Raw genomic sequence first — 16,513 nt, forward strand, 5'->3', positions numbered from 1 at the left:
TTATTGCAATTACGAGTTCGAAATTCTGATCCGAGGCTTTAGCCGAACAGAACGAAGTTAATTACGACTTGCAAATGATTGCCCAAAGCAATTGTAACGACTTAAGGTGGTTATTGCGGCGGGGCTCACCTCTTCCCATCCCGAACAGAGTAGTTAAGCCCGCCTGCGCAGATGGTACTGCAGTTATGTGGGAGAGTATGTCGCTGCCTTTTTTTACAAAACCCCGTTTCGAAAGAAACGGGGTTTTTTGTTTTACAATGGTTTTAAAAGAACAGATTTTGTAAAAATAAAGGATCAGGTGCAAAAGTTGGGGATTATGCAAAAAGATTAGATAATCTGAACAAGAAAAAATCTATATTTCTCACTCCTCTAAATTGACTTCTAAAAGCTTTTATTTTTGCATTGAAAGATTCGGCAGAAGCATTTGTACTTCTGTTATCAAAATAGTTTAAGATTGACTTGTAATTAAAAGTTATGGTATTAAGCAGAATGTTAAAGTTTTTAAAGCCTGAAGCGTGAGAATTAAGAAAATGATTGGATAATCTAAATTTTCAGAAAATAGTTAATAGATTTCAGAAAAATCATAAAAAATAATATCTTGTATTGTCTATATTTCTTTTTTTTTATGATTTTTAGGTTAAAATAACATCTTTTGTAGATGTAAAATTGCAATGATTTATGAAAAGATAAGCTGCTGTTATTATTAAAGTTGTTATGTGTGTGAGAGGGATAGAAGCAAGCTACCGAAGTAGCGCGAATAGCCCGACCGTATTTTTGAAAAGTGCCGTATAACCGCAAAGTAGATTTGGCTCTTTCTAAAAATGGGGTCTCGCCCAAATTTCTTGAATTAATTGGTAAGTATGCTTATTTTGAATTTTATTTATTGGCTGTAATGTAGTTTTAAAATATTTTATGCTTTAAAAATGTAAAAAAATGGTTTATTTTTACAGTAAAATAATTTAAAAGTTAATAGAATGGATTGGATTACCGCCAAAGAATTTGAAGATATAACCTATAAAAAATGTAATGGTGTTGCTAGAATCGCATTTAACAGACCTGATGTGCGCAATGCGTTTAGACCAAAAACAACATCTGAATTATACCAAGCTTTTTATGATGCGCAAGAAGATACTTCTATAGGCGTGGTTTTGCTTTCTGCAGAAGGGCCATCTTCTAAGGATGGTGTGTATTCTTTTTGCAGTGGAGGAGATCAAAATGCCCGTGGACATCAAGGTTATGTGGGGGATGATGGACAGCATCGTTTGAATATTCTTGAGGTTCAGCGCTTAATCCGTTTTATGCCAAAAGTTGTTATCGCTGTAGTTCCTGGTTGGGCCGTTGGCGGAGGACACAGTTTGCATGTGGTTTGCGATATGACTTTAGCGAGTAAAGAACATGCTATTTTTAAACAAACCGATGCAGATGTAACAAGTTTTGACGGTGGATATGGTTCTGCCTATCTTGCTAAAATGGTTGGACAAAAAAAAGCCCGTGAAATTTTCTTTTTGGGACGTAATTATTCTGCTCAAGAGGCTTTTGAAATGGGTATGGTTAATGCCGTTATTCCGCACGCGGAGTTAGAAGACACTGCTTACCAATGGGCCCAAGAAGTTTTAGGTAAATCTCCTATGGCTATAAAAATGTTGAAATTTGCCATGAATCTTACAGATGATGGTATGGTGGGACAACAAGTGTTTGCAGGTGAAGCAACAAGATTGGCTTATATGACCGAAGAGGCTAAAGAAGGTAGAAATGCATTTCTTGAAAAGCGTAAACCGAATTTTGAGAAAAAATGGTTGCCATAAAAAGGCTTAAGAGCATAAAAGTTTAAGGTTTCAAGTTTAATATCTTGAAACCTTAAGTTTATAATCAAAAAATAAAAATGGAAGATTTTATAAACGAAAAAATTGATACTACACAGCTTCCAAAATATGAAGAAGTTGAATTCTCTGTTTTGCATCCCAATTATTGGAAAGTTATTTTGATAAGCCTATCGTTTTTCTTTTTGATTACTGGAATTGGTTTAGGTCTTGCATTGTGTTTTAATGAGAAACTAACTGTGTTTATTTCGGAAATGAGTATAGCTTATGTTGTTTTGTTGTTTCTTGTGCTTTTCTTTTGCAGATTAGGTTTCAAGAAAAAAGGTTTTGCATTTCGTAATCATGATGTGTTGTTCAGACATGGCATAATTGCGACGAATACTCTTGTAATTCCATATAACAGAGTACAACATGTAGCTTTACATGAAGGGTTATTGTCCCGAGTTTTTGGTTTGGCCAAAATAGAAATTTTTACCGCTGGTGGTAGCTCCAGTGATATTGAAATTCCTGGAATTGCCAAAGAACAGGCCGAAAACATCAAACAGCTTTTGATGGGTAAAATTCAAAAACAATTGTGATGGAGGAGGATTTCAGTAAGCCTCAGCGACAGTCCATTGTGGGGATTTTTGTAATGTTCATTTATTCTGTTCAGGGTTATGCAAAAGCATTTTGGCCTTTATTGGTAATTTGTATTCTTAAATTTAATGAGTTTGATAAATTAAATGTATTAATAGGGGTGTTAATTGTTTTGGCTTTTTTTTCTATTATGGGAATTATATCCTATTTAAGATACTTGAACTTCACATTTTATATCGATCACGAAAATAATGAGTTTATTATAACTGAGGGTATTTTAAATAAAACTATAACAACTATCCAACTTTATAAAATTCAGCAAGTAAATATCAATCAGTCTTTAATCCAAAGATTGGTAGGTGTTTATGAATTGGTAGTCGATACTGCAGGTTCTAATAAAAAAGAGGGAAGTATCAAGGCAATTTCGCACGCTTTGGCATTGGACTTAAAAGCTCGGTTATTGGAAAATGAAAGCAAAAAGGCTTTAGTTTTTCATGATGACAGCACAGCTTCAGGTGAAATTTCAATTGAGAAAAGAAGTGATGCTGAAATTCCGTTTATAAAGATCAGTTTTTTGAGTTTATTGAAAATTGGAATTACCTCAAATTATGTAAAAAGTTTTTTTGTCTTGTTGGCTTTTTTTATTTCTCTTTATGATCATATCAAACAAATTACAGGAAAAGATGTTTTACATGATCAAAATATTGAGGATTACGTAGACAGAAGTCAGATTGTGACAGCATTTTTAACATTATTTATTGTTTTCTTTTTGACGGTAATTGTCATTAATTTGGTAAGAACTATTTTTACTTACTTTGATTATAAAATTGCGAGACAAAAAGGCTCTTTGTTACTGTCTTATGGTTTATTGAATACTAAAAGTACCATTATAAAGCCTGAAAAAGTTCAAATTACAAGTATTATCCAGAATTTTTTCCAAAAGAAAATGAATGTTTTACAGCTAAAGATAAAACAGGCAACTGGCGGAGAGCAGGAAGGTAACAAACAGCTTATCGAAATTCCAGGTTGTAACGAATTGGAAAAAGAGGGGATTCTGAAGCTGTTATTTCAAAAAATTCCTGAAAAGGGAGTAATGTTAAAGCCTAATTTTAGAAAACTCGGATTTTCTGTTTTTTTAACAATTGGATTACCATTATTAGGTTTCTATTTTATTAGAGATTTGATAACGGAACAACTGCCCATGAGTGATTATTTGGTATTGTTGTATGTTATTTTTGCTGGAATTATTCAATTTTATATATTTAAAAATAACCGACTGTATATAAATAATGACTTCATAATCCTGCAAAGTGGAGCTTGGGATGTTACTAATAAAATTATTTTACCAAGTAAAATTCAAGCGATTACAACTTCTCAACTGTTTTGGCATAAAAATATCAATATAGGATCTTTAACTTTGCATACCGCAGGAGGGAATATTAGTTTTCAATTGGGTAATTTTACAGCTATTAAGCAATACGTCAATCTTTGGTTGTACGAAATGGAAACTTCCGATAGTAATTGGATGTAAAAAATAGTTTCAAGTTTCAGGTTTCATGTTTGAAGCTTGAAAATATGAGACTTTAAACTTTAAACAAAAAATATGAAACACTGGATTGAAGCAGCAAGATTAAGAACATTACCATTATCAGTTTCTGGAATTATAGTAGGAAGTATGTATGCATTGGCAAACCCTACCGAGAATGTACTTACACCAACAGAAGTTTTCAATTGGGAAATATTTGCTTTTGCCTTATTGACAACTTTAGGTTTACAAGTACTTTCTAATTTTGCAAATGATTATGGAGATGGAGTTAAAGGAACAGATAATGAAGACAGAATAGGACCAAAACGCGCTATTCAAAGTGGTGTAATCACTCCGGAAGCAATGAAAAGTGCCTTGGTAATAACCTCAGTGCTTACATTGTTTTCGGCAATATTCTTGATTTATGTTGCTTTTGGTGAAACCAATCTTGTTTATTCCTTATTTTATTTAGTATTGGGAATTTTGGCCATAGCTTCTGCGATTCGTTATACAGTAGGGACTTCAGCATATGGATATCGTGGATATGGCGATATTTTTGTCTTTGTGTTTTTTGGTTTAGTAAGTACTTTGGGAGTTAATTTCTTGTATTCAAAACAATTAGATTTGGTACTTATTTTGCCAGCTATGGCAATTGGATTATTAAGTGTAGGAGTTCTGAATTTAAACAATATGCGTGATCAAGCTTCGGATGCCAAATCTGGAAAGAATACTATGGTGGTCAAAATGGGTGCCGATGCAGCCAAAAAATACCATTATTTTCTAATCGTTACCGCAATGGTTTCAGTAGTTGTTTTTGCTATTTTGGAAGATTTCCGTTTTGATCAATATTTGTTTTTATTAGCATATATTCCGTTGACAAAACATTTAATCACGGTTTCTAAAAACCAAGATCCAAAACTACTTGATCCAGAATTAAAGAAAGTGGCATTGAGTACCTTTTTGCTTTCGATATTATTATCTTTATGTATGATTTCTTTAATTTCAGACATCATTGTAAATGTTTTCTTGGGAGGAAGGTAATTCCTTTTATATTTCTCGATTTTTAATTTTAAACATATACTAAAATGAAAATAACTTTCTACGGTCATGCTTCTTTAGGAATTGAAGTTGGTGGCAAGCACATTCTTGTGGATCCTTATATTTCGGCAAATCCAAAAGCAGCACATATTGATATCAACAGTCTAAAGGCTGATTTTATTCTATTGACTCACGCTCACGGAGATCATATTTTGGATGTTGAAGCCATTGCTAAACGTACCAATGCAGTAATTGTTTCCAATGCTGAAATCGCAGGATATTATGGTAAAAAAGGGTTTCAATCACATCCTATGAATCACGGTGGAAGCTGGAATTTTGATTTTGGAAAACTAAAATATGTAAACGCCATTCACTCTAGTTCTTTTCCTGACGGAAGCTACGGTGGAAACCCTGGAGGTTTTGTAATCGAGGGCGAACACAAAAATATCTATATTGCTGGAGACACTGCCCTTACGATGGACATGAAACTCATTCCGATGCGAACAAAGCTCGATTTAGCTATTTTGCCTGTAGGCGATAATTTCACCATGGATGTGGATGATGCCATAATTGCCTCTGATTTTATCGAATGCGATAAAATTCTAGGTTATCATTACGATACATTCGGATATATCGAAATCAATCACGAGGTAGCCATCAAGAAATTCTTTGACAAAGGAAAAGACTTGATGTTACTAGAAATTGGCAGTTTCATCGAATTATAATTTGGAGCTATTTCCTGCTGTCCACTATATCTTTTGTGCCGAACCCCGGCACAAAAGGATGTCGTTTCCATCAGGGCTAGGAAATCCCTTTTTTAATATCTTTTATTTTAAAGAAAGATCAATATTTTCATAATGAAGAAAAAATATTTTCTATTATTTATTACACTTCAAATCACCATCAATGCTTTCTCGCAACAAGACGGTTATTGGGATAAAGATAGATCCACAACCAAAGAAATAAACGTTTCGGCAAGAGATCGAATTATTATCAAAACCGAAGATTTACCACTCGGTACTACCGAAATCGTATATAGAATCACGCTTTTGGACGAAAATCAGCAACTGGCAAGCAGTTTGGTTTCTGTCTTAAAATCAATTCCCGATCCAACTGGAATCAGTCAGGGTTCTGCTGGAGCCGTTTTTGTCTTGTCAAAAATTTCTGGTGACGATAAATGTACGTATGCCATTTTTTCTACCGATAAATTGGCAACAGAGTACAAAGATTCAGGCAAAACACTCGAATCCTGTTTGATTCAGGACGAACCTGTGAGCAAAGATGCTAAACGTCTTTCTGTTGATAAATCAAGCTGTTTGAATGGGAATTCATCCGCTTTGTGGTTTGGTTTTGAAAGCAAAAACTGGATAATGAAGCAAAAAATCATTTTGGAAGTTGTGCCTTGGGTCGATAAAAAATTAAGCCGCGGATGGAGTGTGGATAACAGAAAAGCAATTATTGATCAATGCAAAACCTCCAATTTGGCGCAAAAAATGACTAACTCGGATAATTTTTGTGTTTGTGTATTAGACAAAATTCAAACTAAGTACAAATACCAAGAGTTTCAAAAATTATTATCGATGGAACGGTCCAAAGTTTTTAAAGATGCTGGAGATAATTGTTTTGGCGAAACGAGCACTTCTACCGCTGTTTATGCCGATTTGCGTAAAGAAGCATCACTTTTAATAAAAAAGGGCAAATATGGTGATGCAATTGAGAAATTAGGGGTAATTATAAATGATGGTAAAGCTACAGTTCTGGATTATAATGCAATTGGGAGTAGTTATCTTTTGACCAAACAATACGGAAAAGCTTTAAGATACCTGAAAGACGGTGAAAAACTTGATAGTACGGAGTTATTAATTCAATTAAATTTAGCTCATGCGTATTTGCTGAATGATAATTACAAAGAAGCCAAAAAAATCTATAAGAAATACCAAAATCAAAACGTAACAGACAGCTTGAGTTGGACTCAAAAAACCGAACAGGATATTTTGGCTTTCCAAAAAGCCGGAATTCAGAACCAGGATTTTGAAAAAGTGCTGAAATTGATTAAAGAGTAGTAGTTAGTAGGTGGAATTTAGTTTGTAGTGAACAGGCTTTGTTTACGACAATTAGTATCAGTATTCTTAAACTCTAAAATATGTTTGCATCTTACCATAAATACATTTTAAACTTCAAACGACCGTCTGGAACTTCCCGTGGTGTGATGACCGAAAAAGAGACTTGGTTTATCATTCTGGAACAAAACGGTAAAAAGGGAATAGGCGAGTGCGGAATCTTGAGAGGTTTGAGTATTGATGATCGTCCCGATTATGAAGAAAAACTACAATGGACTTGTGCTAATATTCATCTTGGGAAAGACCAACTTTGGGATGCTTTATTAGAGTTTCCTTCAATACAGTTTGGAGTCGAAATGGCGTTCCTGTCTTTGGCTAGTGAAACTCCTTTTTTTCTTTTTCCTTCAAGCTTCACAAATGGTACAAAATCAATCCAAATAAATGGGTTAGTTTGGATGGGAGAAGAGGCTTTTATGAAGCAACAAATCGAAGAAAAATTAGCAGATGGATTTCGATGTATTAAACTCAAAATAGGAGCTATAGATTTTGATAAAGAACTGCAATTATTGCGGTTTATCAGACAGCATTTTACTCGTGAACAAGTCGAAATACGAGTTGATGCAAACGGGGCTTTTGATTTAAACGAAGCTTTAGGTAAATTAAATCAATTATCTGAATTTGAGTTACATAGTATTGAGCAGCCGATACAAAAAAGCAACACTGACAGTATGGCAGAGCTGTGTAAAAAGACTCCTTTTCCTATTGCATTGGATGAAGAGCTAATCGGAGTGTTTACAGCTGCCGAAAAAGAAGAATTGTTACTCAAAATAAAACCGCAATACATCATTTTGAAGCCTAGTTTTGTGGGTGGATTTCGAGGTACTCAAGAATGGATTTCCTTAGCCGAAAAGCATAATATCGGGTGGTGGATTACTTCGGCTTTAGAGAGTAATATTGGATTGAATGCCATCGCTCAATGGACTTTTTTACTCAATAATTCGATGCCACAAGGATTAGGGACTGGAGCATTATATACCAATAATTTTGATTGTCCTTTACTGGTTTCTCAAGGGCAATTATGGTACAGTAGTGAGTTGGATTGGAATTTGGATATTGATGTTTTTTAGGTTTTATACCAAAGAAAATAAAACGTATTAAAAGCAAAAGGCACAAAACAGATATTGTTTTGTGCCTTTTGCTTTTAGTATAATTAGGGTTTTAATATTAGTAAGGTAAAACTCTTTTGTTTTTTGTTTCTTCCAAGAGTTCGGCTACTGCTAAATAAAAAGCACTGCTTCCGCAAATTACTCCAATTGCACCCGCTACAGGAGCTAAAGATTCGATTCCACTAAATTTTTCAATAGCCAAAACGAAAAACAAAATAGTTAATGATAAAAAGACAAATTGCTGTACTTTGCTGCCGCCCCAAGTTCCCCACCACATAAAAGCGGTAAAAATTCCCCAAAGAGTTAAATAACATCCGAAAAATGGTGCAGGAGTTGTTCCAGCCATTTCAAATCCAGTATTTGGAAAAAGCCAAATTCCAACCAAAGTAAACCAAAAGAAACCATAGGAAGTAAAAGCAGTCCCTGCGAATGTTTTTCCGTTTTTGTATGACAATATACCGGCTATTATTTGAGCCAATCCACCATAAAAAATGCCCATAGATATGATAACGGCACTTACTGGGAAAAAACCCAAATTGTGGATGTTCAATAAAATTGTGGTCATTCCAAAGCCCAAAAGGCCTAAAGGAGCTGGATTTGCTGGTTTATTCTCCATTCTAGTTTTTTTAATTGTTAGTAAAGTTAAAAATAACGTTATAGTTCGTTATCAATTGGTATAAAAATAACAATTTATGATATTAAAAACTCATTTACTAGAATAAAGAGTTGCAAGGATGAATTATTTAAGCGTCTAAATCCAAGCCAAAAGTAGTTCTCAGTAATTCGATATTTGGATTGATTTCTAAAAGTCTGTTGTAACGATCTTGGTCAGTAAAGTTTCTTCTTATTTCGATGCTTTCATTGACATTTACTTCGATAGTGATGTCGTGATTATGCAAATGTCCACGCAAATGTCTTAAAAGACCAATCATTTCACTTTCGAAGTCTAATTTAGAACCCTCATTTGGAAGTTCAAAAGTGATGCTGGTGCCGTCTAATTTTGGATCATTGATCAGTAATAAGGATTCCATTATTTTGTATCCTTTTTCACCTAGACGCTGAGCATACTTTGTCCATTGCAAAAGCATTTCGGTTTCGGTAAAAGTTTCTGAAGGTAAAACAGTATTGTCTTCTTTGACAAATCCTTTTAAATTTTCTTCCAAAGATTTTTTAGCTCTAATGCTAGAAAGTGATAAGGCAGAAAACTTAGCTTCGTTACTTAGTATGCTTGATGTTACAGGACTTGAAGTTTGTGGTTTTTCTTCAGTAACAACAATTGGTTTGGTAATTTCAGCCTTTTCTATATTATTGTTAATATTGCTATTAGGGCTACTAGTTTCGTTGGTTTCTTTTTTAGAAACTTCAACTATGGAATAATCTGTTCTTCTGAAATAAGTAGGTGGAATTATAAATTGTTCAACTTTTTTTTTTCTCCATCATAAGTGATGGAGGCAAGTTGCATTAAGCAAAGTTCAACAAGTAGTCGTTGATTCTGGCTGGCTTTGTATTTTAAATCACAATCATTGGCAATTTCGATTCCTTTTAATAAAAAATCCTGACTGCATTTTTGCGCTTGAATTCCATACATTTTTTGAGCTTGTTCTCCAACCTCAAGTAATACAAGTGTTGCAGGCGTTTTGCTTACTAATAAATCTCTAAAATGAGTGGCTAATCCCGAAACAAAATGATGACTGTCAAAACCTTTTGATAGAATGTCATTGAATGCCATTAATAAATCAGGGATTTTATTTTCCAGAATTAAGTCGGTAACATTAATGTAGGTTTCGTAATCTAAAACGTTTAAATTTTCGGTAACGGCCTGACGTGTTAAATTATTTCCACAAAAAGAAACTACCCTATCAAAAATAGACAAAGCATCACGCATGGCACCATCTGCTTTTTGCGCAATAATATGAAGAGCATCATCCTCGAAAGCTACAGATTGACTAGTGGCTACTTCGGCAAGATGTTCTTTGGCGTCTTTTACGGTAATTCTTTTGAAATCAAATATCTGGCAACGCGATAAAATCGTTGGAATAATTTTATGTTTTTCGGTGGTTGCCAATATAAAAATGGCGTGTTTTGGCGGTTCTTCCAATGTTTTCAGGAAAGCATTAAAAGCGGCCGAAGATAACATATGTACCTCGTCAATGATATAGACCTTGTATTGTCCGGTTTGTGGAGGAATACGAACTTGATCTATCAAATTTCGGATATCATCAACAGAATTGTTGGAAGCGGCATCCAATTCGAAGACATTAAAAGCAAAATCTTCATTGGGATCATCGTAACCTGGCTGATTTATTTTTCGAGCCAAAATACGAGCACAAGTTGTTTTTCCAACACCACGAGGTCCAGTGAATAAAAGGGCTGAAGCTAAATGGTTGTTTTCTATGGCGTTGAGTAATGTGTTGGTAATCGCTTTTTGTCCCACCACATCTTTAAATGTTTGGGGGCGGTATTTACGAGCCGATACTACAAATTGTTCCATAGGTTTTTTTATTCGAAAGCAAATATAGGGCTTGAAAAATCAAAAAACAAGTTCCAAAATTTTAATTTTTTAAGCTTGTAATTTTCTTTCAAAAATACCTTTGAATTCGGTTTTTATGTAACATTTGTGTATTTTCACCTTAGTTTTGAAAACCAATCTTTTAAAATTAACTTTTCTATGAATGCTACTAAAACGGTTACAATTGTTGGAGGAGGGTTGGCTGGACTAACAGCGGCCATACATTTGTCTAAAATTGGTTTAAAGGTTATTGTAATAGAAAAAAATGAATATCCAAAGCATAAAGTTTGTGGTGAATATATTTCAAATGAAATTCTGCCTTATCTGAATTGGCTTTCGATAAATTTATCAGAGTTAAACCAAACTCATATCTCAAAACTAGATTTTTCAACCTCTGAAGGAAAAATAATTAAATGTGATTTACCGCTTGGTGGATTTGGTGTAAGTAGATTTGCTTTGGATGCTTTTTTATGCAAAAAAGCCATCGAGAATGGTTGTGAAATAATACAGGACAACGTTGATAATATTGTTTTTGATAATGATTTTTTTTCTGTTTCGACTTTAAACAATAGAATTGTTACTTCTGAAATTGTTATAGGAGCTTTTGGTAAACGATCCAATATCGATCAGAAATTAAAAAGAGGATTTATTCAAGAAAAATCGCACTGGCTAGCTGTGAAAGCTCATTATTCGGGTGAATTCTCTAATGATGTAGTGGGTTTGCATAATTTTGAAGGAGGTTATTGTGGGGTTTCAAAAGTAGAAAACAATGTTATTAATATCTGTTATTTGGTGAGTTATGAATCTTTTAAAAAATATAAAAGTATTGAGGACTTTCAAAATCAGATTGTTATTAAGAATCCATATTTAAAACTGATTTTTAATTCAAGTAAAATGCTTTTTGAGGCTCCGTTAACAATCAGTCAGATTTCATTTGATAAAAAGGCAACCGTGGAAAATCATATTTTGATGATTGGTGATACCGCGGGTTTAATTCATCCTTTATGTGGTAATGGTATGGCGATGGCAATTCATAGTGCCAAAATTGCTTCTGAATTAATAGGTGATTTTTATGCAAAAAAAATAAAATCCAGAGACGAACTAGAGAAAAAGTATATTGCAGAATGGAATGCTAATTTTAAAAAAAGATTAAGAATTGGACGTATTTTGGCATTTATACTGCAAAAAACAAAACTTTCTGCTGTTTTGATGGAAATAATGATTAAATTCCCATTTTTAATGCCGATTATAATTAAGCGGACTCACGGAAAACCAATTGTTATACAATGATAAAATAGCAATAGTAAAAGCAATTGAATTTAATTCGAAATAATTAAAAATAATGCTTGTAAATACACAACATAGAACGAATAATCCTGAAATAATGGATGATTTTGCGTTGGAGGGTGATGCTTTAAAAGTAGCATTGGATAAAATTGCACAAATAAATCGGCTTTTAGGAGGGAATCAATTGACTTTGAAAGGAGTTGAGAAATTACTAAAAAAAGAATCCTATTTAAGTCCGATCAAGATTGTAGATGTTGGGTGTGGAAACGGAGATATGCTGCGAAAATTGGCTGATTTTGGTTTGCAGAATAATTTAAATTTGGAATTGATTGGGGTTGATGCTAATAATTTTACCGTAAACTATGCAATTAATCTATCTGTGAACTATCCAAATATTAAGTATAGATGCGAAGATATATTTAGTGAATCTTTTAGTGAGTTAAATTATGATATTGTGCTTTGTACTTTGACTTTACATCATTTTAAAAATGATGAAATTATTGAATTGCTAGCGTTGTTTAATAAAAATTCAAAATTGGGTTTTGTTGTTAATGATTTGCATCGCAATTCTTTGGCGTATCGATTATTTCAAGCGCTTTGTTTTGTTTTTCGTATGAATAAAATGTCACGAGAAGATGGTTTGACTTCAATATTGAGGGGTTTTAAAAAAGAAGAGCTGATTGCATTTTCGGAAAATTTAAGATTTAAAAAATACAGTATTCAATGGAAATGGGCTTTTAGATATCAATGGATTGTGGAGAAATGAGTTCTTTTAATGATGTCAAAAAAGTAAAATATCTCTCTTTAGCCCCGATTGTAGCGAAAATCCTTATAAGCCGGGGTTCGGCTTATAAGATTGTAACGGAAAGCGGGAGGATATTGCTCAAAATGCCATATGTTTCTGCTCCAAAATTAATAAATGAATTAAAGTTTAAATTGACTTACTAAAGAAGATAAATGAGCGTAAAAATAAAATGTGTTGCCAAGCAATTGCCGAAGTTTTCAAGAACTACAGAGGAGATTCTTCCTTTTTTGGATATTTGGTTGGAAGGTCAAGAAGAGCGTTTTGTTAAAAAAGTAAAAAAAATATTTGAAGGGGCAGGAGTTGATAAGCGGTATTCGATAATGGATCCGATTGGGGTTTTTGAAAACACCTCCTTTGAAGAGAAGAATGATATTTATGTTCGGGAAGTAATCGATTTGGGTGAAAAAGTCTTGGATAAGGCATTGAAAAAAGCCCAATGGTTGCCTGAGGATTTGGATTATATTATCACCGTGAGCTGTACAGGGATTATGATTCCTTCTTTGGACGCTTATTTGATTAATAGTTTGAAATTGAGGCAAGATATTGTGAGGTTGCCTGTGACTGAAATGGGTTGTGCGGCGGGAATTTCGGGGATTATATATGCCAAGAACTTTCTTCAGGCAAATCCAGGTAAAAGAGCAGCTGTTATTGCTATAGAAAGTCCGACAGCAACGTTTCAATTGGAAGATTTTTCAATGCCTAACATTGTTAGTGCGGCAATTTTTGGTGATGGTGCGGCCTGTGTTTTGCTTTCGTCAGTAGAGGAAGAGGAAGGGCCTGAGATTTTAGCCGAAGAAATGTATCATTTTTTTGATAATATTCATATGATGGGTTTCAAGCTAACGAATTCGGGATTGCAAATGGTTTTGGATATTGAGGTTCCTGAAACGATATCGTCTCATTTTGGAGATATTATTCATCCTTTTCTAGAAAAGAATAGTTTGGAAATAGGAGATATTGATCATTTGATTTTTCATCCAGGAGGAAAAAAAATCGTTCAAATTGTTGAAGATCTCTTTTTAGGTTATGATAAAAATATTGATGACACAAAAGCTGTTTTAAAACTTTACGGAAATATGTCAAGTGCAACCGTGTTATATGTTTTAGAGCGATTTATGGATAAAAAACCAAAAAAAGGCTCTAAGGGCTTGATGTTGAGTTTTGGACCCGGATTTTCGGCTCAAAAAGTATTATTGCAGTTTTAGGGTGCTAAATAGGATATGGAAAAAATAGATATAATTTCAAAATTGCCTTATTCTAAACCGTTTTTGTTTGTTGACAAAATAATTAGAATAGATGAAGAAGGGGTAGAGGGCGAATATACTTTTGATGAAAATCTGGATTTTTACAAAGGTCATTTTAAAGGAAATCCAGTTACTCCAGGAGTTATTTTAACAGAGGTTATGGCTCAGATTGGTTTGGTTTGTTTGGGTATATTTATATTAAATGAAAATGTAAGTTCAATATCGCTAATCGGCTTAACATCAACTAATATTGATTTTTTAAAACCTGTTTTTCCGAATGAAAAAGTAAAGGTGATTTCAGAAAAAATCTATTTTAGGTTTGGGAAATTAAAATGCAAAGTCAGTATGCAAAATGATAAAGGAGAAATAGTTTGTAGTGGAATAATTGCCGGTATGATCGTTTGAAATTGTAATTTAAAATGAAAAATCGAGTTGTTATAACGGGTCTTGGTGTAGTTGCTCCAAATGGAGTGGGCCTTGATGTATTTAAGCATTCGATAAAAAATGGAATTTCCGGAATAAGACATTTTGAGGAATTGGAAAGATTGAAGTTTTCTTGTCAAATTGCTGGAATGCCTGATGTTTCAACGGAATTGGCATTACAATATTTCACGGAATTGGAACTCAAAAATTTTAATGCAACTGGGATTTTGTACGGTGTTATTGCAGGAATTGATGCTTGGAAAGATGCTGGTTTATCAACGGAAATACAGGAAGATCCTGATTGGGATAGCGGAACTATTTTTGGAACAGGTACTTCGGGAATCGACAAACTTCGAGAGAGTATTTATAAAATTGATGATTTAAAAGGAAGAAGCTTGGGAAGTACCACTGTAATTCAAACAATGAATAGCGGAATAAGTGCTTATTTAGCGGGGAAATTGGGTTTGGGTAATCAAGTTACAACCAATTCATCAGCTTGTACGACTGGAACCGAAAGTATCATTATGGCTTATGATCGTATAAAATCTGGTAAGGCCAAAAGAATTCTTGCAGGAAGTACCAGTGATTCTGGTCCGTATGTTTGGGGGGGATTTGATGCTATGAGGGTATGTACGTTTAGACATAACGATTCAGCGGAAACAGGTTCGAGACCTATGTCGGCGAGTGCTTCGGGGTTTGTGCCTGCGAGTGGAGCAGGAGCTTTGGTTTTGGAAGATATGGAGACAGCCTTGGCAAGAGGTGCTAGAATATATGCAGAAGTTTTAGGGGGAGATTTGAATTCTGGGGGACAAAGAGGTTTGGGGACATTAACTGCTCCAAATCCTATGGCTGTTCAAAAATGTATTCAGAATGCGATGAAGAGTTCAGGAATTACGGCTAAAGATGTTGATTTGATTAATGGTCATCTTACTGCTACGAGTAAGGATAGTTTGGAAATTTCGAATTGGAGTATAGCTTTGAATAGAGGAGGACTGGATTTTCCTTATGTTAATTCGCTAAAATCTACTGTGGGACATTGTTTATCTGCAGCGGGGAGCATTGAAAGTGTTGCTAGTGTATTGCAATTGTATCAAGGTTTTGTTTTTCCTAATCGTAATTGCGAAGATTTGCATCCAGAAATTACAGAAATAGTCGATTCGTCAAGAATTCCATTGCAACTGCTTGAAAAAGATTTAAATGTTATTTTGAAAGCTAGTTTTGGTTTTGGAGATGTAAATGGATGTGTTGTTTTTAAAAAATATATACCTTAGTAAACTTAAGTCTTAGTAGTTAGTTTAACAAAATAAAATAACTTTATGAGTAGAGAAGCGACAATAGAACAGTTAAAGAATATAGTAAAACCATATATTCAAAATCAAGAGGCATTTGATTCTCTTACGGAAGAAACAGATTTTGTGAATGATTTGAGAATCAATTCGGCTAATTTGGTTGATGTAATATTAGATATTGAAGAAAAATTTGACATTATAATTGATAATGAATCGATGGAGAAAATGGTCAATGTAAAATCAGCTATTGGTGTTATTGAGGCCGAATTGTTAAAAGAATGATTGGTAATGATATAGTAGATCTTGATTTGGCCCGAAAAGAAAGTAATTGGAAAAGGAAAGGTTTTTTGGGTAAAATTTTTTCTTTGCAAGAGCAACGTTTGATTCTCAATAATTCTAATCCAGAGCTCATGGTTTGGAATTTATGGAGCAGAAAAGAGGCTGCATATAAGATTTATAATCGTGAAACTGGAATTAGCGGTTATTTTCCAACCAGGTTACAATGTTATTATAAAGACGAAATTTCTGGAACGGTCTCTATTGACGGATTTGTTTTTTATACCCAAACTTATATTACGGATTTTTATATTTATTCTATTGCTGTTTCCAAAGTTGATTTTTTTAATAAAATAAAGCCTTTGAAATCTTTAGAAAATATAAAAAAAGAGAATGGTATTCCTTATATTTTGGATGCTCCCTCAAATGCAATCGTTCCAGTTTCTATAACACATCATGGACGTTTTCAAAAAATAATAACATTACAGCAATAAG

Annotated in this window: 18 protein-coding genes, 1 rRNA gene and 1 pseudogene; 16 read left to right on the forward strand and 4 right to left on the reverse strand. The window is 33.8% G+C overall.

Annotation, left to right across the window (positions count from 1 at the left end):
• The first annotated feature begins 102 nt into the window (after positions 1-102).
• Positions 103-212, forward strand: a 5S ribosomal RNA gene (gene rrf, locus AC1DY0_RS06475).
• Between the two features lie 102 nt (positions 213-314).
• Here the strand turns inward: rrf and AC1DY0_RS06480 are convergent.
• Positions 315-512: pseudogene (locus tag AC1DY0_RS06480) on the reverse strand (transposase); the annotation flags it as partial.
• A 462-nt stretch (positions 513-974) separates the two neighbouring features.
• Between AC1DY0_RS06480 and AC1DY0_RS06485 the strand changes: the two are divergent.
• The 7 genes from AC1DY0_RS06485 to AC1DY0_RS06515 all read left to right on the forward strand — a co-directional run bounded on the left by AC1DY0_RS06485 (position 975) and on the right by AC1DY0_RS06515 (position 8,146).
• Complete coding sequence (locus AC1DY0_RS06485; protein ID WP_173504557.1) at positions 975-1,805, forward strand: 1,4-dihydroxy-2-naphthoyl-CoA synthase; 831 nt, start codon at positions 975-977, stop codon at positions 1,803-1,805.
• A gap of 77 nt (positions 1,806-1,882) precedes the next feature.
• Entirely contained in the window at positions 1,883-2,398 is a 516-nt protein-coding gene (locus AC1DY0_RS06490) for a PH domain-containing protein (protein ID WP_477187822.1), read from the forward strand.
• Complete coding sequence (locus AC1DY0_RS06495) at positions 2,398-3,927, forward strand: PH domain-containing protein (protein ID WP_477187823.1); 1,530 nt, start codon at positions 2,398-2,400, stop codon at positions 3,925-3,927. The genes AC1DY0_RS06490 and AC1DY0_RS06495 overlap by 1 nt, the downstream gene beginning before the upstream one ends.
• A gap of 72 nt (positions 3,928-3,999) precedes the next feature.
• Complete coding sequence (gene menA / locus AC1DY0_RS06500; RefSeq protein ID WP_477187824.1) at positions 4,000-4,962, forward strand: 1,4-dihydroxy-2-naphthoate octaprenyltransferase; 963 nt, start codon at positions 4,000-4,002, stop codon at positions 4,960-4,962.
• A gap of 44 nt (positions 4,963-5,006) precedes the next feature.
• A complete protein-coding gene (locus AC1DY0_RS06505; protein ID WP_477187825.1) occupies positions 5,007-5,684 on the forward strand; it encodes a metal-dependent hydrolase in 678 nt (225 codons plus the stop codon).
• Between the two features lie 132 nt (positions 5,685-5,816).
• Entirely contained in the window at positions 5,817-7,022 is a 1,206-nt protein-coding gene (locus tag AC1DY0_RS06510) for a tetratricopeptide repeat protein (RefSeq protein WP_477187826.1), read from the forward strand.
• 80 nt (positions 7,023-7,102) lie between these two features.
• A complete protein-coding gene (locus tag AC1DY0_RS06515) occupies positions 7,103-8,146 on the forward strand; it encodes an o-succinylbenzoate synthase (RefSeq protein ID WP_477187827.1) in 1,044 nt (347 codons plus the stop codon).
• A gap of 97 nt (positions 8,147-8,243) precedes the next feature.
• Here the strand turns inward: AC1DY0_RS06515 and AC1DY0_RS06520 are convergent, their stop codons facing one another.
• Both AC1DY0_RS06520 and AC1DY0_RS06525 read right to left on the reverse strand, forming a co-directional pair.
• Complete coding sequence (locus AC1DY0_RS06520) at positions 8,244-8,801, reverse strand: acetate uptake transporter (protein ID WP_477187828.1); 558 nt, start codon at positions 8,799-8,801, stop codon at positions 8,244-8,246.
• A 127-nt stretch (positions 8,802-8,928) separates the two neighbouring features.
• The gene (locus tag AC1DY0_RS06525; RefSeq protein ID WP_477187829.1) at positions 8,929-9,348 is read right to left on the reverse strand and encodes a DNA polymerase III subunit gamma/tau; all 420 of its coding nucleotides are present in this window, start codon (positions 9,346-9,348) and stop codon (positions 8,929-8,931) included.
• A 16-nt stretch (positions 9,349-9,364) separates the two neighbouring features.
• On the opposite strand from AC1DY0_RS06525, the gene AC1DY0_RS06530 reads away from it, so the two are divergent.
• On the forward strand, positions 9,365-9,562 hold the full coding sequence (locus AC1DY0_RS06530; RefSeq protein WP_477187830.1) for a hypothetical protein: 198 nt from the start codon (positions 9,365-9,367) through the stop codon (positions 9,560-9,562).
• A gap of 28 nt (positions 9,563-9,590) precedes the next feature.
• On the opposite strand, the gene dnaX is transcribed toward AC1DY0_RS06530, so the two are convergent.
• Entirely contained in the window at positions 9,591-10,676 is a 1,086-nt protein-coding gene (gene dnaX, locus AC1DY0_RS06535) for a DNA polymerase III subunit gamma/tau (RefSeq protein ID WP_477187831.1), read from the reverse strand.
• Between the two features lie 177 nt (positions 10,677-10,853).
• Between dnaX and AC1DY0_RS06540 the strand changes: the two genes are divergently transcribed.
• The 7 genes from AC1DY0_RS06540 to AC1DY0_RS06570 all read left to right on the forward strand — a co-directional run bounded on the left by AC1DY0_RS06540 (position 10,854) and on the right by AC1DY0_RS06570 (position 16,512).
• The gene (locus AC1DY0_RS06540) at positions 10,854-11,984 is read left to right on the forward strand and encodes an NAD(P)/FAD-dependent oxidoreductase (protein WP_477187832.1); all 1,131 of its coding nucleotides are present in this window, start codon (positions 10,854-10,856) and stop codon (positions 11,982-11,984) included.
• A gap of 52 nt (positions 11,985-12,036) precedes the next feature.
• Positions 12,037-12,747 carry a methyltransferase domain-containing protein gene (locus tag AC1DY0_RS06545; RefSeq protein ID WP_477187833.1) on the forward strand — a complete coding sequence of 237 codons (711 nt, stop codon included), beginning with the start codon at positions 12,037-12,039 and terminating at the stop codon, positions 12,745-12,747.
• A gap of 191 nt (positions 12,748-12,938) precedes the next feature.
• Entirely contained in the window at positions 12,939-13,991 is a 1,053-nt protein-coding gene (locus tag AC1DY0_RS06550; RefSeq protein WP_477187834.1) for a type III polyketide synthase, read from the forward strand.
• Positions 13,992-14,006: 15 nt separating this feature from the next.
• Positions 14,007-14,435 (forward strand): 3-hydroxyacyl-ACP dehydratase FabZ family protein, encoded by a 429-nt coding sequence (locus AC1DY0_RS06555; RefSeq protein WP_477187835.1) that lies wholly within the window; start codon positions 14,007-14,009, stop codon positions 14,433-14,435.
• 14 nt (positions 14,436-14,449) lie between these two features.
• Complete coding sequence (locus tag AC1DY0_RS06560) at positions 14,450-15,724, forward strand: beta-ketoacyl-[acyl-carrier-protein] synthase family protein (protein ID WP_477187836.1); 1,275 nt, start codon at positions 14,450-14,452, stop codon at positions 15,722-15,724.
• 45 nt (positions 15,725-15,769) lie between these two features.
• Entirely contained in the window at positions 15,770-16,024 is a 255-nt protein-coding gene (locus AC1DY0_RS06565; protein ID WP_477187837.1) for an acyl carrier protein, read from the forward strand.
• Entirely contained in the window at positions 16,021-16,512 is a 492-nt protein-coding gene (locus AC1DY0_RS06570; protein ID WP_477187838.1) for a 4'-phosphopantetheinyl transferase family protein, read from the forward strand. The genes AC1DY0_RS06565 and AC1DY0_RS06570 overlap by 4 nt, the downstream gene beginning before the upstream one ends.
• Position 16,513 lies beyond the last annotated feature (1 nt).

Source organism: Flavobacterium sp. P1_E4 (assembly GCF_056405915.1).